The organism is Paenibacillus puldeungensis, assembly GCF_042678945.1.
GTDB classification, from domain to species: domain Bacteria; phylum Bacillota; class Bacilli; order Paenibacillales; family Paenibacillaceae; genus Fontibacillus; species Fontibacillus puldeungensis.
In genome coordinates this window covers 38,447-62,387 of sequence record NZ_JBHTLM010000001.1, presented here as the reverse complement: position 1 = coordinate 62,387, position 23,941 = coordinate 38,447, and the positions used below count along the sequence as shown (strand labels likewise).

The 23,941-nt window shown below is 49.6% G+C and carries 25 protein-coding genes and 1 riboswitch; of the genes, 6 read left to right on the top strand and 19 right to left on the bottom strand.

Going from position 1 to position 23,941, the window contains the following annotated elements:
* Window positions 1-27: 27 nt before the first annotated feature.
* From purB to ACFQ3W_RS00230, 14 genes are all read right to left on the bottom strand, one after another.
* Window positions 28-1,326 (bottom strand): adenylosuccinate lyase, encoded by a 1,299-nt coding sequence (gene purB, locus ACFQ3W_RS00295; RefSeq protein ID WP_379315457.1) that lies wholly within the window; start codon window positions 1,324-1,326, stop codon window positions 28-30.
* Window positions 1,323-2,501, bottom strand: a complete 1,179-nt coding sequence (gene purK / locus ACFQ3W_RS00290) for a 5-(carboxyamino)imidazole ribonucleotide synthase (protein ID WP_379315455.1) — start codon at window positions 2,499-2,501, stop codon at window positions 1,323-1,325. Before purK ends, purB begins: the two co-directional genes overlap by 4 nt.
* Window positions 2,498-2,995: a 5-(carboxyamino)imidazole ribonucleotide mutase gene (purE, locus tag ACFQ3W_RS00285; RefSeq protein WP_379315453.1), complete on the bottom strand. Its 498-nt coding sequence runs from the start codon at window positions 2,993-2,995 to the stop codon at window positions 2,498-2,500. Before purE ends, purK begins: the two co-directional genes overlap by 4 nt.
* A gap of 276 nt (window positions 2,996-3,271) precedes the next feature.
* Window positions 3,272-3,373, bottom strand: a riboswitch (purine riboswitch).
* Between the two features lie 200 nt (window positions 3,374-3,573).
* Complete coding sequence (locus ACFQ3W_RS00280) at window positions 3,574-5,493, bottom strand: heavy metal translocating P-type ATPase (RefSeq protein WP_379315451.1); 1,920 nt, start codon at window positions 5,491-5,493, stop codon at window positions 3,574-3,576.
* A gap of 517 nt (window positions 5,494-6,010) precedes the next feature.
* Window positions 6,011-6,910, bottom strand: a complete 900-nt coding sequence (locus ACFQ3W_RS00275; protein ID WP_379315449.1) for a response regulator — start codon at window positions 6,908-6,910, stop codon at window positions 6,011-6,013.
* Window positions 6,911-6,913: 3 nt separating this feature from the next.
* A complete protein-coding gene (locus ACFQ3W_RS00270; RefSeq protein ID WP_379315447.1) occupies window positions 6,914-8,197 on the bottom strand; it encodes a sensor histidine kinase in 1,284 nt (427 codons plus the stop codon).
* Between the two features lie 92 nt (window positions 8,198-8,289).
* Entirely contained in the window at window positions 8,290-8,940 is a 651-nt protein-coding gene (locus tag ACFQ3W_RS00265) for an amino acid ABC transporter permease (RefSeq protein ID WP_379315445.1), read from the bottom strand.
* Between the two features lie 50 nt (window positions 8,941-8,990).
* Window positions 8,991-9,641, bottom strand: coding sequence for an amino acid ABC transporter permease (locus ACFQ3W_RS00260; RefSeq protein ID WP_379315443.1), 651 nt, complete (start codon window positions 9,639-9,641; stop codon window positions 8,991-8,993).
* Window positions 9,642-9,809: 168 nt separating this feature from the next.
* Window positions 9,810-10,628 (bottom strand): glutamate ABC transporter substrate-binding protein, encoded by an 819-nt coding sequence (locus tag ACFQ3W_RS00255; RefSeq protein WP_379315441.1) that lies wholly within the window; start codon window positions 10,626-10,628, stop codon window positions 9,810-9,812.
* Between the two features lie 27 nt (window positions 10,629-10,655).
* Window positions 10,656-11,384, bottom strand: coding sequence for an amino acid ABC transporter ATP-binding protein (locus ACFQ3W_RS00250; protein ID WP_379315439.1), 729 nt, complete (start codon window positions 11,382-11,384; stop codon window positions 10,656-10,658).
* A 327-nt stretch (window positions 11,385-11,711) separates the two neighbouring features.
* Window positions 11,712-12,149: a universal stress protein gene (locus ACFQ3W_RS00245; RefSeq protein ID WP_379315437.1), complete on the bottom strand. Its 438-nt coding sequence runs from the start codon at window positions 12,147-12,149 to the stop codon at window positions 11,712-11,714.
* Between the two features lie 46 nt (window positions 12,150-12,195).
* Window positions 12,196-12,465 (bottom strand): DUF1294 domain-containing protein, encoded by a 270-nt coding sequence (locus tag ACFQ3W_RS00240; protein WP_379315435.1) that lies wholly within the window; start codon window positions 12,463-12,465, stop codon window positions 12,196-12,198.
* Window positions 12,466-12,579: 114 nt separating this feature from the next.
* The gene (locus ACFQ3W_RS00235; RefSeq protein WP_379315433.1) at window positions 12,580-12,717 is read right to left on the bottom strand and encodes a hypothetical protein; all 138 of its coding nucleotides are present in this window, start codon (window positions 12,715-12,717) and stop codon (window positions 12,580-12,582) included.
* Window positions 12,718-12,794: 77 nt separating this feature from the next.
* Window positions 12,795-14,924, bottom strand: coding sequence for a DNA topoisomerase III (locus ACFQ3W_RS00230; protein WP_379315431.1), 2,130 nt, complete (start codon window positions 14,922-14,924; stop codon window positions 12,795-12,797).
* Between the two features lie 239 nt (window positions 14,925-15,163).
* On the opposite strand from ACFQ3W_RS00230, the gene ACFQ3W_RS00225 reads away from it, so the two are divergent.
* On the top strand, window positions 15,164-16,162 hold the full coding sequence (locus ACFQ3W_RS00225; RefSeq protein WP_379315429.1) for a ketoacyl-ACP synthase III: 999 nt from the start codon (window positions 15,164-15,166) through the stop codon (window positions 16,160-16,162).
* A gap of 140 nt (window positions 16,163-16,302) precedes the next feature.
* Here the strand turns inward: ACFQ3W_RS00225 and ACFQ3W_RS00220 are convergent, their stop codons facing one another.
* Window positions 16,303-17,259, bottom strand: coding sequence for an acetylxylan esterase (locus tag ACFQ3W_RS00220; protein WP_379315427.1), 957 nt, complete (start codon window positions 17,257-17,259; stop codon window positions 16,303-16,305).
* 196 nt (window positions 17,260-17,455) lie between these two features.
* On the opposite strand from ACFQ3W_RS00220, the gene ACFQ3W_RS00215 reads away from it, so the two are divergent.
* Window positions 17,456-17,668 carry a hypothetical protein gene (locus ACFQ3W_RS00215; RefSeq protein WP_379315425.1) on the top strand — a complete coding sequence of 71 codons (213 nt, stop codon included), beginning with the start codon at window positions 17,456-17,458 and terminating at the stop codon, window positions 17,666-17,668.
* 60 nt (window positions 17,669-17,728) lie between these two features.
* Here the strand turns inward: ACFQ3W_RS00215 and ACFQ3W_RS00210 are convergent, their stop codons facing one another.
* On the bottom strand, window positions 17,729-18,667 hold the full coding sequence (locus tag ACFQ3W_RS00210) for a DMT family transporter (protein WP_379315423.1): 939 nt from the start codon (window positions 18,665-18,667) through the stop codon (window positions 17,729-17,731).
* A gap of 220 nt (window positions 18,668-18,887) precedes the next feature.
* Between ACFQ3W_RS00210 and ACFQ3W_RS00205 the strand changes: the two genes are divergently transcribed.
* The 3 genes from ACFQ3W_RS00205 to ACFQ3W_RS00195 all read left to right on the top strand — a co-directional run bounded on the left by ACFQ3W_RS00205 (window position 18,888) and on the right by ACFQ3W_RS00195 (window position 20,286).
* On the top strand, window positions 18,888-19,736 hold the full coding sequence (locus ACFQ3W_RS00205) for a sulfurtransferase (protein ID WP_379315421.1): 849 nt from the start codon (window positions 18,888-18,890) through the stop codon (window positions 19,734-19,736).
* A gap of 117 nt (window positions 19,737-19,853) precedes the next feature.
* The gene (locus ACFQ3W_RS00200) at window positions 19,854-19,979 is read left to right on the top strand and encodes a hypothetical protein (RefSeq protein ID WP_379315419.1); all 126 of its coding nucleotides are present in this window, start codon (window positions 19,854-19,856) and stop codon (window positions 19,977-19,979) included.
* A gap of 34 nt (window positions 19,980-20,013) precedes the next feature.
* Window positions 20,014-20,286, top strand: coding sequence for a hypothetical protein (locus tag ACFQ3W_RS00195; protein ID WP_379315417.1), 273 nt, complete (start codon window positions 20,014-20,016; stop codon window positions 20,284-20,286).
* A 132-nt stretch (window positions 20,287-20,418) separates the two neighbouring features.
* Here the strand turns inward: ACFQ3W_RS00195 and ACFQ3W_RS00190 are convergent, their stop codons facing one another.
* The 3 genes from ACFQ3W_RS00190 to ACFQ3W_RS00180 are packed head-to-tail and all read right to left on the bottom strand — an operon-like array spanning window position 20,419 to window position 22,918.
* On the bottom strand, window positions 20,419-20,901 hold the full coding sequence (locus tag ACFQ3W_RS00190; protein ID WP_379315415.1) for a hypothetical protein: 483 nt from the start codon (window positions 20,899-20,901) through the stop codon (window positions 20,419-20,421).
* Window positions 20,898-22,424 carry a PH domain-containing protein gene (locus ACFQ3W_RS00185; RefSeq protein ID WP_379315413.1) on the bottom strand — a complete coding sequence of 509 codons (1,527 nt, stop codon included), beginning with the start codon at window positions 22,422-22,424 and terminating at the stop codon, window positions 20,898-20,900. Before ACFQ3W_RS00185 ends, ACFQ3W_RS00190 begins: the two co-directional genes overlap by 4 nt.
* On the bottom strand, window positions 22,421-22,918 hold the full coding sequence (locus tag ACFQ3W_RS00180; RefSeq protein WP_379315411.1) for a PH domain-containing protein: 498 nt from the start codon (window positions 22,916-22,918) through the stop codon (window positions 22,421-22,423). The genes ACFQ3W_RS00185 and ACFQ3W_RS00180 overlap by 4 nt, the downstream gene beginning before the upstream one ends.
* 215 nt (window positions 22,919-23,133) lie before the next feature.
* On the opposite strand from ACFQ3W_RS00180, the gene ACFQ3W_RS00175 reads away from it, so the two are divergent.
* Window positions 23,134-23,886 (top strand): hypothetical protein, encoded by a 753-nt coding sequence (locus ACFQ3W_RS00175; protein WP_379315409.1) that lies wholly within the window; start codon window positions 23,134-23,136, stop codon window positions 23,884-23,886.
* Window positions 23,887-23,941 lie beyond the last annotated feature (55 nt).

Genomic DNA, 23,941 nt, shown 5'->3' with positions numbered 1-23,941 from the left:
ACTTCTTCTCGATTTCGATGCAACAATCTACTCGACCAAACCAAGCTTACGGAAAATCGTATCAACATGCTTCAAATGCCATGCCGGGTTGAAGGCGTCGTCGATTTCTTCCTTGCTTAGCACGGCGGTGATTTCCGTCGTCTCCTCGATAATGTCGCGGAACTGACGCTGCGTCTCCCACGCCTGCATCGCGCGCGGCTGCACGGTGTCGTACGCTTGCTCACGGCTGAAGCCTTTGTCGATCAGCTTCGTCATGACGCGGCCGGAGAACGGTACGCCGAAGGTGCGGCCCATGTTGCGCTTCATGTTTTCCGGGAACACCGTCAAATTTTTCACGATGTTGCCAAAACGGTTTAGCATGTAGTTCAGCAGCATGGTGGCGTCCGGCAAAATAACCCGTTCCACAGAGGAGTGGGAAATGTCGCGTTCATGCCACAGCACTACATCTTCGTAGGCCGATAGCATATGTCCGCGAATGACGCGCGACAGACCGGAGATGTTCTCGCAGCCGATCGGGTTGCGTTTGTGCGGCATTGCCGAGGAGCCCTTCTGCCCTTTGGCAAAGGCTTCCTCCACCTCACGGAATTCACTCTTTTGCAGAGCCCGAATTTCTGTGGCGAATTTATCAAGCGATGTAGCGATCAGCGCCAGTGAAGCCATATACTCCGCATGGCGGTCGCGCTGCAGCGTTTGGGTGGAAATCGGTGCCGCCTTTGTCCCGAGCTTCTTGCAAACAAATTGCTCTACGAACGGGTCAATGTTCGCGTACGTGCCGACCGCACCGGAGATTTTACCGTATTGCACACCGTCCGCCGCATGTTGGAAGCGCTCCAGGTTCCGCTTCATTTCTTCGTGCCAAAGCGCCATCTTCAGGCCGAACGTAGTCGGTTCAGCATGCACGCCATGCGTCCGTCCCATCATCGGGGTATCCTTGTAGGCTAGTGCCTTTTCTTTCAAAATATCGATAAAGCGGATAATGTCCTGTTCCAAAATTTCATTGGCCTGCTTCAGCAAATACCCAAGCGCCGTATCGACCACATCGGTCGAGGTCAAGCCGTAATGCACCCACTTGCGTTCCGCGCCAAGGCTTTCGGAGACGGTCCGGGTAAATGCGATCACGTCATGCCGAGTCTCCTGCTCGATTTCATAAATCCGGTCGATATTAAATGAAGCGTTTTGGCGCAGCAGTGCGGCATCCTCATTCGGAATCACGCCGAGCTCGGCCCAAGCCTCGCAGGCGCATAATTCTACTTCAAGCCACGCTTTGAATTTGTTTTCTTCCGTCCAGATTGCTCTCATTTCAGGTCTGCTATAACGTTCGATCATGCGTGTCCATTCCTCCAAATATTGGTTTGCTCTATCCAATTGAGCCCGTCCTGCACATCCCGGCAAAGCAGGTTAATATGCCCCATTTTCCGTTTCGGTGCGGATCCGCTCTTTCCATATAAGTGTACTTTCGGGACCACCATTAATCCAGTGTTTGCCTCATCCCAGGTATTCTTCGTCATCGCTTCCACAACGCTATCCAAATGCTCGCCAAGCACATTGACCATCACAACTGGGGTCAGCAGCTTCGTTTCGCCAAGCGGCAAATTGCAGATGGCCCGGACATGCTGCTCGAATTGCGACGTCGTACAGGCTTCCATTGTATAGTGCCCTGAATTATGCGGACGTGGCGCCAACTCGTTCACAAACAGCTCGCCGTCCTCCGTCAGGAACATTTCTACGGCTAACAGTCCAACGGCGCCCATCGTTTCGGCGATTCGTGCGGCCATGCGCTCCGCTTCCTGAAGCACATGCGCTTCCACCCGGGCCGGGACGATCGATACGTGCAAAATGTTGTCCACATGGACGTTCTCTGCTACAGGGAACGTTCTGATCTCCCCTCGGGGGCTGCGAGCGGCAATGACCGACAGTTCCTTCACGAACGGAATGAACTGCTCCAGCACCAGCTCCGTTCCCGCTTTGCTCAGCTCGGCATAGGCTGGGCCGATCTCCGCTTCGGAGCGAATTACCCACTGTCCTTTGCCGTCGTACCCGCCCGTTGCCGTCTTCAACACCGACGGGATGCCGAGCCTCGCTACCGCTGTCCTTAGCTCGTCCTCGCTACTAACTGCCACATAAGGCGCTACCTTCACGCCAGCTGCCTCAACAGCCCGCTTCTCACGCAGCCGATGCTGGGTCGTATAGAGCAGACCGCTGCCTTGCGGCACGTACGACAGCTCCTCCAGCAGCGCGGCGACGCCGGCATCCACATTTTCGAACTCGTACGTGATTACATCCGAGCGTTCTGCGAGTTCGCGGGCCGCAGCCTGGTCGTCGTACTTCGCGACAATCTGTTCGCCCACCTGGCCGCAAGGAGCGTTCGGCGTAGGGTCAAGCGTGATGAAGCGATATCCGAGGTTCGTTCCGGCCAGCGTCATCATCCGGCCAAGCTGACCTCCGCCGAGCACCCCGATCGTTGAACCCGGCCCCAAAACGCGGCCGCCTTCGCTCATCATTCGGACACCCCCAGGTCATCGCTGCTCTCAAGCACTTCGTCACGAATGCGGTCCCGGCGCTCCTGAGTCCGCTGCATCACTTCCGGGTCGAACGCCCCTAGGATTTGTGCCGCAAGCAGCCCGGCATTGATGGCGCCAGCCTTTCCAATAGCCACGGTGGCCACCGGGATACCGCCCGGCATCTGCACGATCGACAGCAGCGAATCAAGCCCGTTCAAAGCCGCAGACTTCACAGGGACACCAATCACCGGCAAGGTTGTCTTAGCTGCAACCATCCCCGGCAAATGCGCCGCACCGCCCGCACCGGCGATAATGACCTTGAGTCCTCGCTCTGCAGCCTGTTCGGCAAACTCAAACATCAGATCAGGAGTGCGATGAGCGGAAACGACCTTTTTCTCATAAGGAATTTGCAGTTCCTCCAAAATGGCACATGCATGAGACATCGTCTCCCAATCCGATTTACTGCCCATGATTACCGCAACCTGTGCTGTCATGCTTCAACCCGCTTTCTGTAAATTCTATCTTTCATTTTATCCAAATTAAGGCCGGATACTGAAAAAGGTCCGAAAGCTCCCGGAAAATAACGAGTATTTTCGAGAATTCACGGACCATGAGAGAATACGCTAGGGCAGCGCTGGCACAGCTTAGGCAACGCAACAAGGCAGCACTAACGTGCCTTGCGCTTACGCTTAGCCTGACCGGCAGCGTAAAGCCCGGTACATAATGCCCAGGCTCATAATAAAAGAAGGCTTCCCGGAAGGGAACGGCCTTACCTTCACGTATTCGCTCGTAGTCCGAAAATTTACGGTTCTCGGGTAGAAACTTCCGGGCCTTATCCCCGGCATTATACGAGTTATAATATTCGGCGTCAGAACCGCCTTTACATGATTAGTTTATCAATCCCGGACACTCCATGTCAACTCAAACCCGAACATTTATAGTTTGGAAAAAGTAAATGTTCGCTTTTTCGGAATAAATGCAACAAAAATACGCGAGCCGCCAAAGCTATGCAACTTCTGCACTCGCGCATCTGTATCCAAACTTTTGTTTCGTATATTTCATTTCCTGCACTTTACAGCCGAAGCAGTCGTAATCCGTTCAAAATGACCAAGATCGTGCTGCCTTCATGTCCGAGCACGCCCATTGGCAAAGCAAGTGACTGCATGAAGTTGGAGACGATAAGAAGGGCGATAACGATTACGGAAAAAGTAATGTTTTGTTTGATGATCCTGTTCATCTTCTTGGACAACCGAATGGCTTCCGCGATTTTTGGCAGCTCGTTCTTCATCAGCACGACATCGGCCGTTTCCAAAGCGACGTCCGTCCCCTGACCCATGGCGATGCCGACTGTTGCGGTAGCCAGCGCAGGTGCGTCGTTAATGCCGTCACCAACCATGGCGATCGTCTTGAAGCGCCGCTTCAATTCCTTAAGCCTCTCCACTTTCATCTCTGGCAAACACGAAGCGTAATAGGAGTCAATTCCGCTTTCCTTCGCAATCACGACCGCGGTTTGACTTATATCTCCAGTCAGCATGACGGTATGGAGCCCCTCCTCATGCAGGGAACTTACTGCATCCGCCGATTCACAGCGTACAGCATCCTTCAAAGTAATAAGTCCGGCAATGCCAAGCTCATCACGAACGAATACAACCGTTTTGCCATCCTTCGCGAGTTCATCCGCGATGCCTTCACGAAACTGCTCTGCATCCTCACGGCCTACAAACCCCGCATTGCCTACTTTCCACAGGTGACCCTCAATGCTTCCTTGCACCCCGGAGCCAGCCACATCCTCCATGTTTTTGGGGATAATTAGCGGCTTTCCTTGCTTGTTGACAGCATAATGTACAATGGCGGCGGCAAGTGGGTGGTGCGAATATTTCTCCAGTGAGGCAGCGTGAAGCAGCAGCTCCTCCTCGCTTAAATCGTCACGGACCATAACATCGGTAACCTCTGGTTTCCCTTTTGTGAGTGTACCTGTCTTATCGAAGGCGATCGCTCTAATCTTGCCGAGATTTTCAAGATGGACACCGCCCTTGAACAAAATACCTCGGCGGGCGCCGTTCGAAATAGCCGATAAGGTCGCAGGCATTACTGAAGCGACTAAAGCACAAGGCGAAGCAACGACGAGAAACACCATCGCGCGATAGAACGTCTCCATCCAGCTCCAGCCTAGTACAAATGGCGGCAATACCAGCAGCAGTCCGACCAGCGCCAACACAATTTTTACGTAAGGCCCTTCAAAGCGTTCGATAAACTGCTGAGAAGGTGATTTTTCGCTTTGCGCGCTCTGCACGAGCATGATGATTTTTTGAAAAAGGGACTCACTGTTCGGCTTGGTCATGGCAACCACAAGGGAACCGCGCAAATTTACCGTACTCGCAAACACTTCTCCGCCGGGAGACTTCGTCACCGGAATCGATTCACCGGTAATCGCTGATTCATCCACCGTTGTAATCCCTTCCAAAATAATACCGTCGACCGGGACGCGCTCCCCAGGCTTGATCAGGATATTGTCACCTACATTAAGCTGGGAAACCGGAATCTTTTCCTCTATACCGTCGATGACCCTCCAGGCCTCCTCCGGCTGCATCGCCATGAGCGCTGATATTTCCTTTCTACTCTTGTTCATCGCATACGTTTCCAGCGCCCCGCTAAGTCCAAATATGAAGATTAGAACGGCACCTTCCACCCAGTAGCCTATACACGCGGAACCAATCGCCGCGATGATCATTAACAGTTCAACATTCAATTCCTTGTTTGCAATCGTATCTTCTATACCTTCCTTGGCTTTGGCAAAACCTCCAACAACATAGGCAACCAAAAAAAGAGCAACAGCTTGCGCTTGATAATGATATGCGTCCAACAGCCATCCAGCCAAAATGAACCCGCCGCTTGCTAAGGCAGCAATGAGTTCGGCATGCGGCTTGATTTTATGAAGCAGCCCGCTTTGCGGTTGGTCAACACAGGTTAGCGTTCTCACATTAGCTTCCATGGCAAATCCCTCCATGGAATTATTTTAGCGTAGAACCACTCACTTATCAATAATTATTCTAAAATAATAATAATTATTAATAATGATTTTCATCCTCAATTAGCATGCAGCGACCAGTCCGCCGATTAGTTGTATTAAGTACATCTATTCCATCATAATAGTCCATTTTGTTTGATCTAGTTGTAAAATGTACATCTAAACGCACCATTTACTGCATATGTCTGCGTTTTTCTCGATTTTAGATGCACTCTTTAAATCTAACTTGCTCGGTTTTGTTGTTTCGTTCGATTTAGATGTATAAAATGCATCTACTACAACATTATCTTGAACCTACCGATTAGATATCACTTTTCTCCGAGGTTTGCAGATCATCACACCTATTCCCTCACCAGACCAACTAGCCCGACCAAATTCCCAGTCCCCCCTTCTAAATCCCCATAGAAAAAGGCGAGAACCCGGTTCCCACCTTTTTTCATGAGTCTTTTATTCGATTAGAACGGGTCAAGCCCGCCTCAAACTACAGCTTCATTTGCTCCTGCAGCTCCAAATAGAGCACTTGTATAAACTTTTTAATATTCACCTTTACCTTACTTGACTCTTTGCCTTCCTCAATCTCTTTCATCTTCAGCCGCACGTCTTCAAAATCAAAATAGAGCGGCGCATAATACTCGAATCGCGGGTTGCCGTAATCCGTCAGGCCGAGGGAAGCCAAATTTGACAGACCTACTGTTAGCGCGCGCCGCAGACGCTGCTCTATAGCCTTCACCTCTTTGGCAATATCCTCCGGGTTGGTTTTGTACCTAGTAGCCGCTTTCCGGTACAGATCCTTTAGCGGGGGCAAAGTTCCCGTATCCTCACGCTCCAGCAAAATCTCCATGATCGTGGCCATGTCGCGGCTCCCACTTTCACCGATTAGCCCTAAATTCATCAAAATCGGCTGCAGCGCCTCGCGCGCGGTCCGCTTCGCAGCCGGAACAGGAGGGGCGAGCCTCAGCCCTTCAAGCTTCTCTAACGTCGATTTGATCTCATCCAGATACAGATTGATGGCGTAACGCTCATTTACCTTGCGCAGCACCGTCTCCACCTCGATCCGGTTGATTGGCTTGCGGATAAAAAACTCGATTCCACTCCGGTACGCCCGGCCAACCATATCCTGACTCTCGATTTGCGAAATCATTACGAATTTGGAACGGCAGCCTTGGGATTGCAGTAGTTTAATCGTCTCAATCCCATCCTGGTCGGGCATTAGTAAATCCATAAGTACGATGTCAGGCGCTTCGGTTAATACCAGTCGCATACCCTCTTGCCCATCACCTGCCGTACCCATGACCTCCCCTATACCACTATCTTCAATGATGTGCTGCAGCATTCTTCTTGCACTCGCGTCGTCGTCCACTATACAGAAAGAAAGCGGCATGATCTAATCCTCCTTTCGCAGCCTATGCGTAGGAATCCTAACCTGAAATACCGCGCCTCCAAGCTTAGAGCTCGTTTCAACCGTAATTTCCCCTTCGAACAAGTTCACAATATCGCGTACATGGGAAAGGCCGATCCCCGTAGCGGCAACGCCTTCATCGTTAAATTTTGTCGTAAAGCCAGGCTCGAACAAGAGATCTCGGTCACGTTCATCGACACCCGCGCCGCTGTCGGACACGGCAAACAAGGTCATCTCTCCCTGTTCGCGAACCTCCAAATGAATTTGTCCTCTATCCTTGATGACCTCCACTGCATTGGCGGTAAGGTTGTTAAGCACCGTTAACAAAGGCAGGTAGCTAACTGTGGCATAGTTAGTGTTAGTGCTTTGCGTAAAAGTGATATGTTTGCCTAGCATGTCGGCATACTTCAGATTGCTTTTGATAGTAAAATGGAGCAGTCCCAGCAGCGGCATGTCACCGGTCATCTCCCGGTCGACAAGTTTGACCAATCCGGCGAGTATGCGCTGTGAATCCTTTTTCACCTCATGGATCTGCTGGGTGATCTGCATCAACTTTCGTCGTTGCCCCTGCTGCTCCTCGTTATTAAGCTCACGGGACAGCTCGTAGCTGCCCAGCGTAATATTCTCCAGCGTTGAAATCGATTTCTTTAAGTAAAATACTTCACCGTACAGCCCCGAACCAAAGCCCAGCATCTGCTCAATCCGCCGACTCTGCTCCTTCTGGACGATCCGCATTCGACTTACAGCGATACTGCTGTATATCCCGGTAGTGAAATAGGTACGCAGCATCGCAATAGCCATCAAAAACATCCACTCATTCCACTGGAAATAGGTCGTTCCCTGCACAATTAGCCGGGTCAGCAGTTCGGCTTCATTTGACATAAGGTCAATGATCGCCGTTATCGCCCCCAGTGCCAGAGGGTAAAACCGGTCCAGCCGAGGCTTGATAATGCTCATGCCGAAAGCAAAAACAATATAGTAAACCGCTGCGGAACCATGTCTGCTGAGGCTTTGGACCAATGTCAGATCGGTGAGGGCCATATCCAATCCGTTTCGAAACACAAGCACAACGACTCCGGTAACTATACCCGTAGTCACGTACGAAAGCTGTCTCAGTAAAAGCAAAAACAGCAGAAATACACTGCTGCCAAGGCCAATTCGAAAAATATCGCCGCCGAACGGGTTGAACTTCAGTTCTCCGGCCAACGCCGTTCCTAAGGCGACGATTCCAATCTGTATAAACTTATGTTTAGTAAATAGCTGTTCCATCACGCCCTGGCTCCCGCGAATAGATATTGTCCATAATAGTACCATAATTATGGCAGAAATCCATCTTTATCCGGGCCTGTAAAGGCAAACGGTTAAACTCTTCGAGCTTCGAAACGTCTTGACAATTGCGACAGTAAAAAATTGACGATGAAATAGATAAGCGCTACAAGCAGCAGCGTCGGAATGGTGTAGGTGTAACCGTGCCCGATTATAATACCCGCATTATGCATAAGTTCAGGCAGAGAAATGACGACTGCGAGCGAGGTATCCTTGAGTAAGGATATAAACTGGCTCACGAGCGGTGGAACCATACGACGCAAGCCCTGCGGCAGTACGATATGCCACAGCGTTTGTACGGCCCCAAGACCTGAAGAACGCGCCGCTTCGACCTGTCCCCTGTCGATCGAGGTGAGTCCACCCCGGACGATTTCGGCGATCATGGCCGCTTCGAAAATCGTCAACCCGACGATCGAGGCCGTCATCAAATCCATCTTAATGCCGATTTCCGGCAGGGCAAAACGCATAAAGAAGATGATCAGCAGCAGCGGCAGATTCCGAATCAAGTCGACAACCACTAGCATGATCGGTGACAGCACCGGAATCTTCATATAACGGATAACGCCAATAATGCAGCCAAACACAAAGCTTAGCACAATGGCTGCGAACGCCACGATCAGCGTAACATATAAACCATCCAACAGAAATTTGAGATTTTCCGCAGAATACGCACCGGCAAAGTCCATGGTTTACCTCCTTCCAGCCCTCTAACTAGGGACTGATTATGATTCGTGTATTAATACTTGCGCTGCAGTCTTCGCTCCCAGGCCCGTACACCGTAGCTGAGCGGCAACGTAAGCACCAGGTAGAACAGAGCGACAAAGATATAAGTGTCAAATGTTCTATATGTGTCGGTGTTAATGATATCCGCAAAGTACATCAGGTCAAGGCCGGCAACGATGGTCAGCACCGAGGAGTTTTTGATAAGGTTAATAAACTGATTGCCCAGTGGCGGAATAACCAGCTTAATGGCCTGCGGTAAAATAATGTGCAGCATCGTTTGGTTATACGTCAGACCTGACGAGCGAGCCGCCTCGGTTTGCCCCTTCGGAATCGCCATAATGCCGGCGCGAATGGCCTCTGCGATAAACGCGGACGTATACACCGCCAAACCGATCGTTCCCGCCGTGAACCCGTCAAGCGACGATCCCAATGCCGATGGACCATAATAAAAAATATAAACTATCAACAGCAAAGGAATGTTACGGACAAATTCAACATACCCCGTTCCAAACCAGCGAAGTCCGCGAACAGGGCCCATGCGAAACACCGCGATCACGGCTCCCAGCAAAAAGCTGCCTATTAGTGCGATTAAACTTGAGAGCACCGTCCCCTTAAAGCCTTCCATAAAAGTGCCAAAATAATCGATCAATATTGAAAAGTCCATGCTTTCACCTCCAGCTAGCTCAAAAATAGGCTTGTTTCGTCGCTTGACGCCAAGTCGTTATATAAGTCGAAAGGATGGGCGACAGGTTACCCCGTTTCCATCCTCTCGATTTCGCTTATTCGAATCGCAGCTCAGCTTGCCTACGATATGTGCGCCCGTGAAGGATTCCTATTCTTTTTCAGGCGCCTTGCCTATCCATTTTTCGTACAGCTTGTCGTATTCGCCGCTATCATGCAGCTCCTTCAGCGTGTCATTGATCGCCTTCACGATATCGCTGTTGCCTTTTTGAACTGCAATACCGTAAGGCTCATCTGTAAACGGCTTTCCGACCACCTCATAGCTTGAATCCTGCGCGGACATTCCGTAAAGGATGGCGTCATCCGTAGTCAGGGCATCCCCCTGACCCGCTTTAAGTGCGTTGAAGGCATCTTGATAGTTATCAAATTCCAGCACCTTCACGCCAGGCACCTTTTCTTTAATATTTTTTACAGATGTAGACCCTTTGCTTCCCAAAACTGTCGTCTCGGCCTTAACGTCCTCAATCCCTTTAATCGGGCTGCCTTTCTTTACGAGCAGCGATTGTCCGGCTTGAAAGTAGACATCAGAGAAATCGACTTCCTTCTTTCGCTGTTCTGTTATCGTCATCGTGGCGACAATCATATCAATCTCGTCGTTATTCAGCATCGGGATGCGCGTTTTGGAGGTTACCTCTTTAAATTCAACGGCGTTCTCATCACCTAAAATATGCTTTGCGATTTGTTTGGAAATATCGATATCGAAACCTTCAACGTTTCCGGAGGATGGGTCCTTCAGACCGAACAGCTTCGTATCAAATTTAACGCCGACGACAAGCTTACCGCGTTCTTTGATTTTTCCCAAAGCGCCAGAACCGCTCTCTCCCGCTTTATCACCTGAGTTTCCGCAGCCCGCCAATACGAACAAAGCAACGACCATCATAACGCTTAACAGCTTCCAGCTCTTTTTCATTTGTGTTCCTCCCTTTATTTGAAATGATTAATGGCTTAACACACGGCTAAGAAAAGAACGTGTCCGCTCCTCGCGCGGATTAGCAAAAAACTGTTCAGGCTCCGCCTCTTCGACGATTTGCCCTTGATCCATAAAAATAACCCGGTCCGCTACCTCACGAGCAAAGCCCATCTCATGCGTAACGACGACCATCGTCATCCCTTCGCGAGCCAGCGCCCGCATAACGTCGAGCACCTCGCCAACCATCTCCGGGTCGAGCGCCGAAGTAGGTTCGTCAAACAGCATAATCTTCGGTTTCATCGCCAGTCCCCGCGCAATCGCTACACGCTGCTGCTGCCCGCCGGATAGTTGAGACGGATAGGCGTGCGCCTTATCGACGATGCCGACCTTTTCGAGGTAATACAAAGCCGTTTTCTCGGCTTCTTCCTTTGAAATACCGAGCACTTTAATCGGTGCCAGTGTAATGTTGTCAATTACTTTTTTATGAGGATACAAATTGAAGTGCTGAAATACCATGCCAATGTTGCGGCGTACTTTGTTGATATCCGTCTTGCGGTCGTTTATCGCTACCCCGTCTACCGTCAGCTCACCGCTTGTAATCGTTTCTAGCCGATTGATACAACGCAGCATCGTACTTTTACCGGAACCCGACGGGCCGACGACCACGACCACTTCTCCTTCCTGAACGTGCAGGTCAATGCCCTTCAGTACGTGAAAATGTCCATAATGTTTATCTACCTGATGAAAGTTGATCAACGACAGCCCTCCTTACGTATGTTTATAGATTCGATTTCTATACCCCAGCCGATTACTTATGTTAAATATAGTAACATTGGAATTAACCTTACTTTAGCAACTATGTAATCCTACAGTTTCCTACGTTAAACTGGAATTTGCCAATAAATTTTTCTACTCTTTTTGTGAGATAATTCATTTTTTTTACTGCGATTAACGTTTTTTATCAGAGGACATGTAATGGTTTCTGACACTGGTTTGATTTCACTTTGGGCAAAAAAAATAAGGGCTGCCTCCGACCATTTTCATGATCAGAGGCAACCCTCGATTCTGCTATTCTACTAACTCCTATTTCACGACCAGCACCGGAATATGAGCATGCTGGACGACGTTATGGCTGACGCTGCCGAGCACGAACTCGCGAATTCCGCCGAGACCACGGCTACCAATGACGATCAGGTCGTTGCCGTGCTCCTTCACGTACTCAAGAATCATTTCCGCAGGCTGCCCCTGAGCCAATTCAACCTTGGCATCATTCAAGCCGGCTAGCTTTAGACGATGGCTTGCTTCATCTACCGTCCGCTGGGCCAGTTCGTAAAAGTCCTGGTTAACGGACGTTGGTACCGGGGCAAACCCATCTGCCACATAAAACCGTGGAAAATCATACACATGCAGTACCTCGAGCGTAGCTCCAGGCGTCATTTTGCACAAATCGATCGCCTTGTCCAGCGCTTTATTGCCCGCTTTGGAACCGTCGTACGCAGCTACTATTTTCTTGAATAACATAAGGAAGCACCTCTCTTTCTGGTATAAAGAAATATGATAAATTCGGCTAAATCAGCAAATACCCGTAAATGATGGCATTCAGAAGAAGCAGCAGCGGAACACCAACCCGAAAGCTAATATGCTTCGTCTTGTGACGTTTCACATTCATGGCCAGCAATACTCCAAGAGCTCCACCGATCAAGGCAAGCAGAAACAAAGTTTTCTCGGGAATCCGCTCGCGTCTTTGCCGGGCACGCCGTTTATCATCGGACATGACCAGATAGGCCACCGTATTAATAAACACAAACCAAAGCAGCAAGCCCGTTTTCGTATTCACCGCCTCCTTCTGTAATCGTTATCATCCTTTATTTTGCTAGCTATCTTAAGTCTATTATAACCCTTTTAGGCGTATGAAAAAAGCTCCCCTTTCGGGGAGCACCAGCCATTTAACCTATGTTTCGTTCTTGGCAATCTCATTCAAGTTGGGTGGATAATCAGCCTGCTTTTTGGGCTTGGCGGAAATGGTTTCCTCCAGAATGCTAGACTTGTTCTGCCGGTTTTCGGTCTTCCGCGCTTTATGATGCGGCATCCTCATCACCTCCAGTATCTAGCGTCCCGTATGATGTCCATTTTTATGCGGCTGTTCGGCCTGCCTGTAAGCCCATGCTAGGAGTTATTCTTCTTCTCCATCGCTGCCTTGAGCAAATCTCCAAGACTTACGCCGGCGCTTTCCGGCTTTGAATATTGTTTGACCAGCTTTTGCTGCTCCCGCTTGTTCATGTGCTTGGAGTCATTCCCCTTGTCCAACACCTCGGTAATGCCGCACGCCAAGCATTGAACGTACATTCCCGCCTTGCCCTCCTTGAGCTCCATCTTCTTATGGCACTGCGGGCAGCGGCGATTCGACAGGCGTTTCTCTCCGGAGCGGCGGTATCCGCAGTCCTCTTTGGGACAGACCAGTATGAGGCCTCGCGCTGTTTTCTTCTCCAACAATCGGGTGCCACAGTCCGGGCAATGGCTATTGGATACATTATGCGGCTTATACGAAGCTTCGCTATTTTTAACGCCTCGCACGAGTCCGGTCGCCATTTCTCGGATTCCTCCGAGGAAAGGCTCCGGCTTACCTTGACCCCGGGCGATCCGTTCGAGCTCTGCCTCCCAGCGGGCAGTCAGCTCCGGTGTGCGAAGATCGGCCGGAGCCAGCTCGATCAGCTGCTTGCCTTTTCCGGTCGGGTGCAAATAATTGCCTTGTCGTTCGATGGTATCGGAATTCACCAGCTTCTCGATTATGTCGGCACGAGTGGCTGGCGTCCCAAGGCCATGCTTCTCCATTTGAGTAAGTAGAGCCGCTTCTGTATAACGTTTTGGAGGCTGCGTTCGGCCCGGCGTAATCAAGCAGCGGTTCACCGTAACCGTCTCTCCTTGATTGAGCTCAGGCAGGGTGGACTCGCTCTCCTCCTCATGATCCGAATCCTCATCCTCCATGGACTCTCCGCCATAAACGGCGCGCCAGCCGCTGTCCTTGATCGTTGTCCCCTTGGCATGCAGCAGCTCACCGTCGATGTCCACCGTCACCGACACTTGATCGAAACGAGCCGGCGGATAAAATAGACTGATGAATCGCCGTACGATGAGGTCGTACAGCTTACGTTCCTCGGGGCTCAGCGCGTTTAGCAGCACAGTCTGCTCCGTCGGAATGATGGCATGGTGATCCGTCACCTTGCTGTCGTCGACGATTCGTTTGCTGAGCGGAAGCGGCTTTCGTAGCAGCGGACGGGCAAGCGGTGCATATGGCCCAACGGCTACGTTCGTCAGCCGCTCCTTCAGTGTATCTGTCATATCGGACGTCAAATACCTGGAATCGGTCCGCGGATAGGTAACCAGCTTGTGCTGCTCGTATAAACGCTGCAGCACGTTCGACGTTTGCTTCGCCGAGAAGCCAAGCAAACGGTTGGCGTCCCGCTGCAGCTCCGTTAGATCATAGGCAAGGGGATGCGGAATCGTTTTTTCGTTCTTCACGAGCTTTACGATCTTCCCGGAGCGTCCCTCCAGCTTGGTCTTCAGCTTGCTTACCTGCTCGTTGTCAAAAAGGCGCGAATCCCCGTTTTTCCCTCTCCATGTCGCTTCAAACTTGCCTAAATCGGCGCGCAACACGCTGTATTCCTCCGAGCGGAACTTTAAAATCTCGTTCTCCCGCTGCATAATCATGCCAAGCGTCGGAGTTTGTACCCGTCCGGCTGATAGCGGCGATCCAAATTTACATGTAAGTGCCCTTGTAACGTTCAGCCCGATCATCCAGTCCGCTTCGGCCCGGCAGCGCGCCGATTGATACAACCGTTCATACTGGGTGCCCGGCTTCAGCGCTGCGAATCCTTCCTTGATCGCCTTATCCGTCTGCGAGGAAATCCACAGCCGCTTGAACGGCTTGTTCCATTTCGCCATATCCATGATCCATCTGGCAAGAAGCTCGCCCTCCCGGGCGGCATCTGTTGCAACGATGAGCTCGCCGATATCCTGCCGACGCATAAGCTGCTGCACTACCTTGTATTGATGGCTGCTCTCCCGCAGCACCTTCAGCTTCATTTTCCCTGGGAGAATCGGCAAATCCTCCAACGCCCACGTTCCGTATTTTCCGTCATAATCCTCGGGCTCTGCCAGGCCTACCAAATGTCCCAGCGCCCAGGTCACTACATATTTAGGTCCTTCAAAATGGCTCTTATGCTTATCGCGGCTCCCCATCACCCGAGCGATTTCCCGAGCAACGGACGGTTTTTCCGCCAGTACCAGCGTTTTCATGTGTTCCAAAAACACTCCCTTCAAAGCTACATTATAACACTCCGTGCCTCTCGGCAATAAGCGTGACCATTCTGCTCCTATAAATGGATTCCAATCTTTAATGGTTGGGTAAGCTGTATTTATAATGATTTGATCCCACTTGGAAATATTGAACACTTCTGCTATAATCGATTTAGCACCTGGTACTAATACCTGATAATAGGATGAGACGCTTATAACCCATTGAAGGAGTGATTTCATTGACCTTGTTTTCTAAAGCCCGTATAACTGCCATTGGTTCATACGTACCAGAACGCATTCTGACCAATGAAGACCTTGAACGAATGGTTGAAACGAGTGATGAATGGATCGTTCAGCGCACCGGGATCAAACAACGGCATATCGCCGCGGACGACGAATTTACCTCGCACCTGTGCATTCAGGCAGCAGAACAAATGCGGCAGCACTACAATGTCTCCTTGGACGATGTCGACTTCATTATCGCTGCTACTACCACACCGGATTATTCGTTTCCAACGGTTTCGTGCCGGATTCAAAAGCATTTTGGCATGGAACGGGCCGGAGCTATCGATCTAAACGCTACCTGCGCCGGTTTTGCCTATGCCCTTCACTTGGCCGACAGCATGATCAGTTCAGGAATGCACAAGAAAATTCTCGTGGTTGCCGGGGAGACGATGTCCAAAATTACGGATTACACCGACCGAAGCACGTGTATTCTGTTTGGCGATGGCGCGGGAGCTTTCCTGGTCGAATTCGATCCGGAGCAACCGGGTTTCGAATCCTTCATCCTCGGGACGAATGGAGCCGGCGGCATCCATGTGTATCGGTCCGGGTTAGCGGATCATATGGACGGAACGCCGCTCGAGGGCAAGGGAAAAATCGTGCAAAACGGCCGCGAGGTATTCAAATGGGCGGTGCGCACCGTGTCCGCAGGTATTGAACAGCTGCTCGATCAGTCCGAGCTAACCCGCGACGACATCGACTGGTTCGTTCCTCACAGCGCAAATTTGCGGATGATCGAATCGATTTGCGAGAAGTCTTCCATCCCTCTGGCTAAAACACTGCAGAGCGTACAGGAGATGGGCAACACATCGTCGGCTTCGATCCCGCTTGCGCTGCAAGTCGGCGTCAATGCGGGCCAGCTCAAGCCGGGCGACCGTGTGCTTGTGTATGGGTTTGGCAGCGGGTTGACACATGCCGGACTTGTTTTACGCTGGGGCGTTCCTAATAGGTCGTAAAAGCATTGAGGTTTTGCACCAATGGGTCTGTATAAATAAAAAGCCTCTCCTTGGTTGGAATGGTTGCTCATCTCGCAGTTGCATAGTTCCCATTACCAAGGGGAGGCTTCTTTTTAAGTTAATGTGCAGCTTCTTCGTTCTTATAAATGCTCCCGCAGGAAAGCATAAATCAATGCCTTATGCTCGTCGACTCCATCATCATGCCCCATAAATGGATACAAGCACAGGCGTTTGCTTGCGGTAGGGTTGCCGTTATATGCGGCTGCAATCGTTTCCGGCAAACAGATCGTATCCTTAAGTCCGGCGGAATACAGCACGGGGATATTTATCTTTTGGGCCAGATTAAGGTTATCAAAATAGCTCAGCGTATCCAGTATCCGATCCAGCGAACCAGGATGTCTGTACAGGAATTCGGAGATTTCGGTCACCGAACCGGTTGAATTCATAAGTGCGAATTCCAAGTGGCACATATTCGGTACGTTAGCAACGGCTGCTTTCGGGACATCGCTTAATGCCGCCATTTGCAGAGTCATACCGCCACCTTGGCTCGTGCCGTACACCGCGATCCGATCCGGATCGATCTCCGGCTGCTCCTTCACCCACTCTAGCGCCTTCCATGCATCGATCACCAACGCTTTGCCGTAAAAAGCATCCGGCTCCATGATGCCTTGCGTCATCCAGCCCGTCATGATCCCGCTGCCTGATACAAGCCGATTCCCGGACTCGCCCGTCTGGCCGCGTGTATCGTATATAAACACCGCATAGCCCATCATCAGCCAAGTAGCGTAATACTCCGGCAGTCCTCTTTGGCATCTGTAACCTTGATAGATGACCAAGCAAGGATGCTTGCGATCTGCCCCACTATCATTTGGGATTAAATACCAGCCGTGAAGCGGGGTATCGTCAAAGCCCTCAAACGTAATATGATGAGCAGACACGCCTTGCATGTAGGTCTCTATGCGTTGTCTTTTTCCATTGAGCGGTTTAGTCTTATACTGCTGGAGCGTCCGGCTCCAAAAGTCGTCAAAATCCTCTTTTGCCGTGCGCTCCGCACGAAATTCTGCCAGATCGGCCAATCTTTGCGTAATTGCTCCCATTCTCCGATACCTCACTGCTCTTATTATGTATTTGTAACTACTCTATCATATGACTTTCACGAGAACATCTCTACTTCTCAACTAAATGCAAATAGTGCAGCTATTTCCTGGCAAATTGTATATCCATAGTCCATCAAGGTACAATAGCAAATATCGTACTTGTTCACTTGAATTCATATTAAAGGAGAAACTGTTTATGCCTATCGTTAGAGAACTGATCACCGAACAAGATTTTCAGGAAGCGATGGATCGGCATCTTCGCATTCGCGTATTCCAGAACGACCAATTGATCGATACCGGCGGCATCATTATCCGCTTTACCGACGATACGATCATTACGCAGTCCGGAGTTGATGATCTGACATATCATTCACGCCGGGATTGTCAGTTTTATGAGCTGAGAAAGTGATCTACCAAAAACGTGCCCGGGTCCCTATATAGCTTAATTGATCACGCTGACAAACAGCCTCTACTGGCGAACCTCCCCTTTTCTTCCTGTCGCCAGAAGCTTTTTAGGCTTAGGACTCGGAGCTTCCTTCCCATACCGGATGAAAATCCACACCCCGCACAAAATGAGAGCACCCGCCCAAAGCTGCAGCGCGGAAAGGCTCTCCTTCAGCAGTACCCAAGCGAGCAGCGAAGCAAATACAGGTTCACCTAGGACGGCCATCGAAACGGCTGATGCACTGATCACTTTCATGAGCCAGTTAAACAAGTAATGCCCGAACAACGTAGGAACAACGGCGAGCAACAGGAATATCCCCCATTCCCGCGAAGAATAACCGGTAAATGCGAAGCCATTAAACACGTTATACAAAGCGAGCGCCGTTCCTGCAATGCCAAACACCCAGAAGTTATAAACAAAAGCACTTAAGTGACTTAACAGCTGTTTGCCGGCCAACACATGCACCGCGATAGCAACCGTACCAAGCATGGACAGTAAGTCGCCTGTCGCAGCCTTGCCTGACATGGTAAAATCCCCTGAACCGATAGCGATGGAGCCAATCAGTGCAAGACCAATTCCTACGATCATTCCCCTGTTAATCGATGCGCCAAATAGAAAAAACGAACCAAACATCACGATAATCGGCTCTAAGGTCAAAATCACCGTTGAACTGGCCACTGTCGTCAACCGCAAAGATGCCATCCACAATAAAAGATGGAGCGCCAGCATGAGACCGGAAAACAGCAATAGCCCCCATTGTTTGCCCGTAAGCCGAAACATTTCTTTACGATATTTCCACAGAAGAGGAAGCATCAGCAAATTCGTCAAGTACAGCCGATACATGGCGATGACCGAAACCTCTGCGTCCGACCAGCGGACAAAAATGGAAGAGAATGAAATGGCGATAATCCCGATGACGTAGAGGATTTCGTACTTACCGGACGACTTGATGCTAGTATTCATAGGTTTTAAGACTCCCTGCTTCTCGTCAATTATTGATTCTCTAGACCGCTATAGACCACTACACATTATAGCGAAATCGAACTATATCCTCAATGATTTGTGCCTAATTGGATAAGCGGTTTGTCTTAATTGTACCCGGCTGCTCCATGTGCTACATTGGGGAAAGAATGGTCGGCGATGTCCGCACCAGCTAAAAATCAAAGGTTAGGAGAGAAATAGGATGAATCCGATTGTGTCAAAAAAGTGGTTGCTTGCCCGCCTCTATGAGCCGGATCTCGTAATTGTTGACTGCCGTTTTGAGCTTACTAGTCCGGAATCCGGTCGGGAAGCTTATGCAGAATCGCATATTCCCGGCGCTGTCTATCTTGATCTGAAGGAGGATCTTTCGGCACCGGTTACCGTACATGGCGGTCGGCATCCTCTGCCCGATCCGGCTATGCTGACCCAACGTCTTGGCCGGGCAGGAATCAGCAACAACACCCGTGTCGTTGCCTACGACGATCAGGGGGGTATGAATGCCTCCCGGTTATGGTGGCTGCTGCATTGGTTAGGGCATGACAACGTTTATGTGATGGACGAAGGCTTCAGCACTTGGAAAGATAGTGGCTATCCCGTAACAGCTGAACAGCGGATTACTGTTCCGGCTTCCTTTCAATTCACTCCAAGGCCAGAAATGCTAGCTAATATGCAGCAGGTGCGCCAATCGCTGGATGACCCCAATGTACTGCTGGTTGACTCGCGGGATGCCGAACGCTATGCCGGTCTACAGGAACCGATCGACGCGAAGGCCGGGCATATACCGGGAGCGATTAATAGGTCCTGGAAGCAGGTTTTGAACGAGGCGGGAGCTTGGAAGAGTAACGACCAGTTAAAGGAACAGTTTGCCTCTGTGATTGCGGCGATTGATTCCGGTCGGGAGGTCATTATTTACTGCGGCTCCGGCGTTAGCGCCTGCCCCAATGTGCTCGCTCTCTACCGTCTCGGCTACAAGCAGGTCAAGCTGTATGCGGGAAGCTGGAGCGACTGGATCAGCTATGAGGAGAACCCGGTAGCGACCGGGGATGAGTGAAAGCCGAGGCCTCTCCCCACCAAATGACCCTCACACTTTCCAATTGCAGAAATATAATACCAATAGACGCGATTCATTCGTTAACTACAGCCTGCGGGCAGGAAAGGATATATAAAGATGGACAATGATGAGATAAAGAGGAGGATTACACTGATCGTTGTTGTCGTAATCAGTCTTTCCTTTATTTTCGGGCTTGGGAGCGATGGTGGCGGGGGAGAGTCAGACACCATCGTCTCCGTGTAAAAGGAAAAAAATGAAGTGCGCAGGGGGGGACCTCATGCCTAAACGTTCGGACAATAAAAAAGGATGCCCACCGTCAAACGGATTAGACTTGAGTTTTCTCGCCGGGCTAACCCCCCAGCAGTTAGCGGTAATTACCGGATTATTAAGTCAGGCATTATCTGTAGACTCGGTTCTCATAGACAAGAATAAGAACATACAAATTGTACTCGGCGGATCATTGCGCAAGAAAACAAAAGCAGATAAGCTTCTTAATGAGCTAAGCGATGTTACGCTTGGAGAAATACTGGATTCCATCAAAAATTTATAACCATCTAGTAAGTTCTACGATCACAGGAAATACTGAAGGTCCCCCTTTTAAACTCATTAGTCTACACATTGGCTGTACGCCTGTAAAGACTGAGTGTGAGGACCTTCAAAGGTTCTTTTATAATGGCATTTGTTATTTCAACGGAATTTCATAAAGGTCGATCGCTTTGTTTAAGGAAAGATCAAGCCTGCGGATCACATCGTAGACGGGCTCCAAGCTATCCTCTACACCGTCCATGAAAAGCTCAAGGTGATATTTTAGCGATGTTCCCAGTTGTCTTCCAAAAGGAGTGTCCGGCGGAAGAGCGAAGGGCCTTAGCTGAATTTTCGTCCCTCCTCTAGCGAAATCACGTACGAACCACGCCAGAAATTCTATAGATAACATACTTTCTAGTGAGTAATCTACCATTACTTCGAACTGGATCAAGACTTCATTTTCGAGTCCACCCCCGGTTCGGTATAAGGCAGCATGAGGAAGATGCGCGAACGGGGCCTGCCTAAGCAGTACTGAATCTACCGGTTCTAAATTTTCAACCCCGCTTTCAATCCCCGTAATGCCGCGTAGCATCATAATCGTATTGTGGAATTCCTCAATAGCAACAGGATATGCGTTCATGTTATGTCTTCTCTCCCCGAATCTAGCTTAATCTCCTGCATTCTTTCCATATACCACGTATAGAAGGCTTCAGCAACCTTTAAAGGGATGTCATGTACCTCATGATGCTGGATTGGCCGAGCCCGATTCACCGTACAAATTGATGCAAGTTCAAATATTCGCTGGATATAGCTCCGGGTAACTTTTACCTCAACGATTTTCTCCCGTTTTGAAACGAACAGATTAGAGGTAAAGCCGCCGGTTCGAAACTGAATGAATTGGTCGCGAATGATATACCGGGTAAACAAGTAGTTAAAATATCTCGAAGCAGCGATCCAGATCAGCAGAACCACAGACAGCAGCCACCATGCTTGCTTCAGTCCAAATAGAGAAGGCTTGAAGTAAATTAATAGACCTGTCGCGATGATCCAGATCCAGCTCGGTCGTAACATACGAGCCCATAGCGACTTTCTCGGAAGAGCCTCCATCTCCGAAGTAATTTCGTATGCCGGCAAAATTTCGGAAATGATCGAATAGGCCTGCTTCAGTGGCAAAAAAGGATACAGTGAATTAACCTCCTCTTTTTCCTCACCCAAGTGGCCCGCCGTCGTTAGTTTTACTTCCGCCAGCCCGAGCAGTCGTTTCATAAACGATTGTTTAATTTCAATAGCCTGAACCTTATCCTTGGAGATTGAAAATGCCGTTTTCTCCAGCAGCCCCTTTGATATATATATTCGGTCCGAGTCCGACGATATTTCATACTTCCCGTATTTGTACATCGTTTTGGCGATTCCGAGTCCGATCGAAACGATGATAAGTACTGAGATAACGACCAAACCGATCCACCACGAGCCTAAGATGACCGTAAGTAATCCTTTGGCTTCCTTTTCAACATCGACATGGACGAAGTCGTTCACCTTCTCATAAAGCGAGTACAGAACAGGAATTAGAACTAGAAAGCTGAGCGAGGTAAAGGACGCTTTAATCAAGTCCCTACGGGTTGGGCTGAAGTGCAGCGTCCGATTGGAACCTTGGATCTGTGCCTGTAATGGCAATTCGCTTGCCACCTCACCCTCTTCGGCAGCCTCGAGATCACCATTCATCTGACCGGAAACGAGTCCCTCCAATCGGTCAGCTTCAGCACGAGAAATAACGCTGAATTCTACCGCTGATTCATCCCCTTCCATTCCCGTCTCGAAACGAATAGAAGTCATTTTGAATACTTGATGGAACAACGAAATATGCCTGTTCACATTTTGAACCTTCGCAAACGGAATAACTCTTTTTGATTTGATAAAGAATCCCTGGTACAGATGAAAGGAAGCACCATCAACCTGGTAGCGCCGGTTCAGCCATCGCCACACGATAGCAATCAGCCCGATTCCAACAATCAGTAGAAGAGCCAGTCTGCCGTAGGTAACCGTTTTTGAGTGTGAGCCCATTTTCAAAACAAATAATAGAATAAAAAAGTATATGCTGCTCTTTCCCAGCTTCCATACTCCTAGCAGCATCACAAGAGGATGATATCGTTTGGCTGTCGTCATTCGTCTACCTCTTTTATTTTTGCATAGTGAGCAATCTGGTTACGCAGCTCCATAGCGACCTCCTCCGGTAAAATCGGGATCGTATGCGTGGAACCCATTGTTTTAACGGAAATGGAATACATGCCATACTTTCGTAGCAGTGGCCCCTGCTTTGTCGCCACCGATTGAATTTTGGTCATTGGGACCAGCTCATTCACCTCTGTAATGGAACCGGACTTCAACTGCAAAAACTGCTCCGTTACCGCATAACGCCAGTGGGCATATAGAATCTGAGGTCTGAAAAAAATCGACCAAATAGAGAGCAACACAAATAATAGTGTTAGGGCTATTAAAATCCATCCGACCCACACCACCCATGAAAGGCGATAGTCCAAATACAGCAGAATGCCCATCAGCAAGAGCATCACAGCACTTTGCAAGGTCTCGCTGATCATCCAAATCTTAACCGAATCCTTAGAAAGTCGATTATTCGGCGCTTCGATTGGCGAATCCATAACATCACTCCTGACAATTCCAACTGTTCCCTAGTTTAGCAAGCATCACTCTATTTATCAATTTGCATAAACTCAATAATGAGCACAGAAAACCATCTTTTTTCCCACGTTCAACGCTTTGATTTAGACTAGAAGGCGGAGATTCTTTCAGAAGCATAGGTGTATAATGTAAACGATAAATAGAGGTCCCTAACCAGGAAAAGGAGATAGGATAGATGAGAAAGTTGATGAAAAAGGTAACGCTTGTCGTGCTACCACTCGCACTGGTTGCTACATTCGCAACCGCTTCGCTTATGGAGGTGTCCTCAGCTCAGGCAGCTCCTGCAAAAGAATGGGTTAAGTTATCTGATTCCACCACCTACTATGGCGAGCTGTCAAACGGTCAACCGAATGGCGTAGGAACGATATTTTGGGGAGACAAGAAGCAATACTCCGGTCAATTTGCCTACGGCAAGCGCTCAGGTAGCGGCAAATATATGAACGAGTATGTCGATCAAGAGGGAAAGACTCACAAGGTTGTCTATAACGGGGCTTGGAGCGATGACTCAATGACCGGCAAAGGAACCTGCCATGAATCGATAAGAGAAACGGACGGTACAATCTCTATGCAGGACCTTCGGATCGGAACGTTCAAGAAAGGCCAGTTTCTCAGCGGATACCGTGCTCAGCACGCCGTCGCGGACCCGGATTACGCTTTTACCTACAAAAATGGCGATGAAACGCTGTATGTTATGACGATTAACGAGAATATGACGGATATGGTCAAGGCATGGAAGAACGCATCACTGTTTTTCGTAGACTATAAAAAGGGGACCATCAGCAAGCAGTACTCGGTGGTTGATGACCTGACAGAGAACACGCAACTGTTCAGACAGACTTCGATTAAATATTTAAAACGGATCACGCCACATGTTACCCCTGTACTGAAGAAATTTGAAGAAATGTCCAAGCAGATTCCGCTTAAATAATAGGATTATTTTATGATAGAATAATCATGCTTCCCGGCGCAGTAAAGTCTCGGGC

Excerpts from the sequence above, each read along its gene's own strand:
- purB (WP_379315457.1), bottom strand. The coding sequence starts at position 1,326 with ATGATCGAACGTTATAGCAGACCTGAAATGAGAGCAATCTGGACGGAA.
- purK (WP_379315455.1), bottom strand. The coding sequence starts at position 2,501 with ATGATGAGCGAAGGCGGCCGCGTTTTGGGGCCGGGTTCAACGATCGGG.
- purE (WP_379315453.1), bottom strand. The coding sequence starts at position 2,995 with ATGACAGCACAGGTTGCGGTAATCATGGGCAGTAAATCGGATTGGGAG.
- ACFQ3W_RS00280 (WP_379315451.1), bottom strand. The coding sequence starts at position 5,493 with ATGGAAGCTAATGTGAGAACGCTAACCTGTGTTGACCAACCGCAAAGC.
- ACFQ3W_RS00275 (WP_379315449.1), bottom strand. The coding sequence starts at position 6,910 with ATGCCGCTTTCTTTCTGTATAGTGGACGACGACGCGAGTGCAAGAAGA.
- ACFQ3W_RS00270 (WP_379315447.1), bottom strand. The coding sequence starts at position 8,197 with ATGGAACAGCTATTTACTAAACATAAGTTTATACAGATTGGAATCGTC.
- ACFQ3W_RS00265 (WP_379315445.1), bottom strand. The coding sequence starts at position 8,940 with ATGGACTTTGCCGGTGCGTATTCTGCGGAAAATCTCAAATTTCTGTTG.
- ACFQ3W_RS00260 (WP_379315443.1), bottom strand. The coding sequence starts at position 9,641 with ATGGACTTTTCAATATTGATCGATTATTTTGGCACTTTTATGGAAGGC.
- ACFQ3W_RS00255 (WP_379315441.1), bottom strand. The coding sequence starts at position 10,628 with ATGAAAAAGAGCTGGAAGCTGTTAAGCGTTATGATGGTCGTTGCTTTG.
- ACFQ3W_RS00245 (WP_379315437.1), bottom strand. The coding sequence starts at position 12,149 with ATGTTATTCAAGAAAATAGTAGCTGCGTACGACGGTTCCAAAGCGGGC.
- ACFQ3W_RS00235 (WP_379315433.1), bottom strand. The coding sequence starts at position 12,717 with ATGCCGCATCATAAAGCGCGGAAGACCGAAAACCGGCAGAACAAGTCT.
- ACFQ3W_RS00230 (WP_379315431.1), bottom strand. The coding sequence starts at position 14,924 with ATGAAAACGCTGGTACTGGCGGAAAAACCGTCCGTTGCTCGGGAAATC.
- ACFQ3W_RS00220 (WP_379315427.1), bottom strand. The coding sequence starts at position 17,259 with ATGGGAGCAATTACGCAAAGATTGGCCGATCTGGCAGAATTTCGTGCG.
- ACFQ3W_RS00215 (WP_379315425.1), top strand. The coding sequence starts at position 17,456 with ATGCCTATCGTTAGAGAACTGATCACCGAACAAGATTTTCAGGAAGCG.
- ACFQ3W_RS00210 (WP_379315423.1), bottom strand. The coding sequence starts at position 18,667 with ATGAATACTAGCATCAAGTCGTCCGGTAAGTACGAAATCCTCTACGTC.
- ACFQ3W_RS00205 (WP_379315421.1), top strand. The coding sequence starts at position 18,888 with ATGAATCCGATTGTGTCAAAAAAGTGGTTGCTTGCCCGCCTCTATGAG.
- ACFQ3W_RS00200 (WP_379315419.1), top strand. The coding sequence starts at position 19,854 with ATGGACAATGATGAGATAAAGAGGAGGATTACACTGATCGTTGTTGTC.
- ACFQ3W_RS00195 (WP_379315417.1), top strand. The coding sequence starts at position 20,014 with ATGCCTAAACGTTCGGACAATAAAAAAGGATGCCCACCGTCAAACGGA.
- ACFQ3W_RS00190 (WP_379315415.1), bottom strand. The coding sequence starts at position 20,901 with ATGAACGCATATCCTGTTGCTATTGAGGAATTCCACAATACGATTATG.
- ACFQ3W_RS00185 (WP_379315413.1), bottom strand. The coding sequence starts at position 22,424 with ATGACGACAGCCAAACGATATCATCCTCTTGTGATGCTGCTAGGAGTA.
- ACFQ3W_RS00180 (WP_379315411.1), bottom strand. The coding sequence starts at position 22,918 with ATGGATTCGCCAATCGAAGCGCCGAATAATCGACTTTCTAAGGATTCG.
- ACFQ3W_RS00175 (WP_379315409.1), top strand. The coding sequence starts at position 23,134 with ATGAGAAAGTTGATGAAAAAGGTAACGCTTGTCGTGCTACCACTCGCA.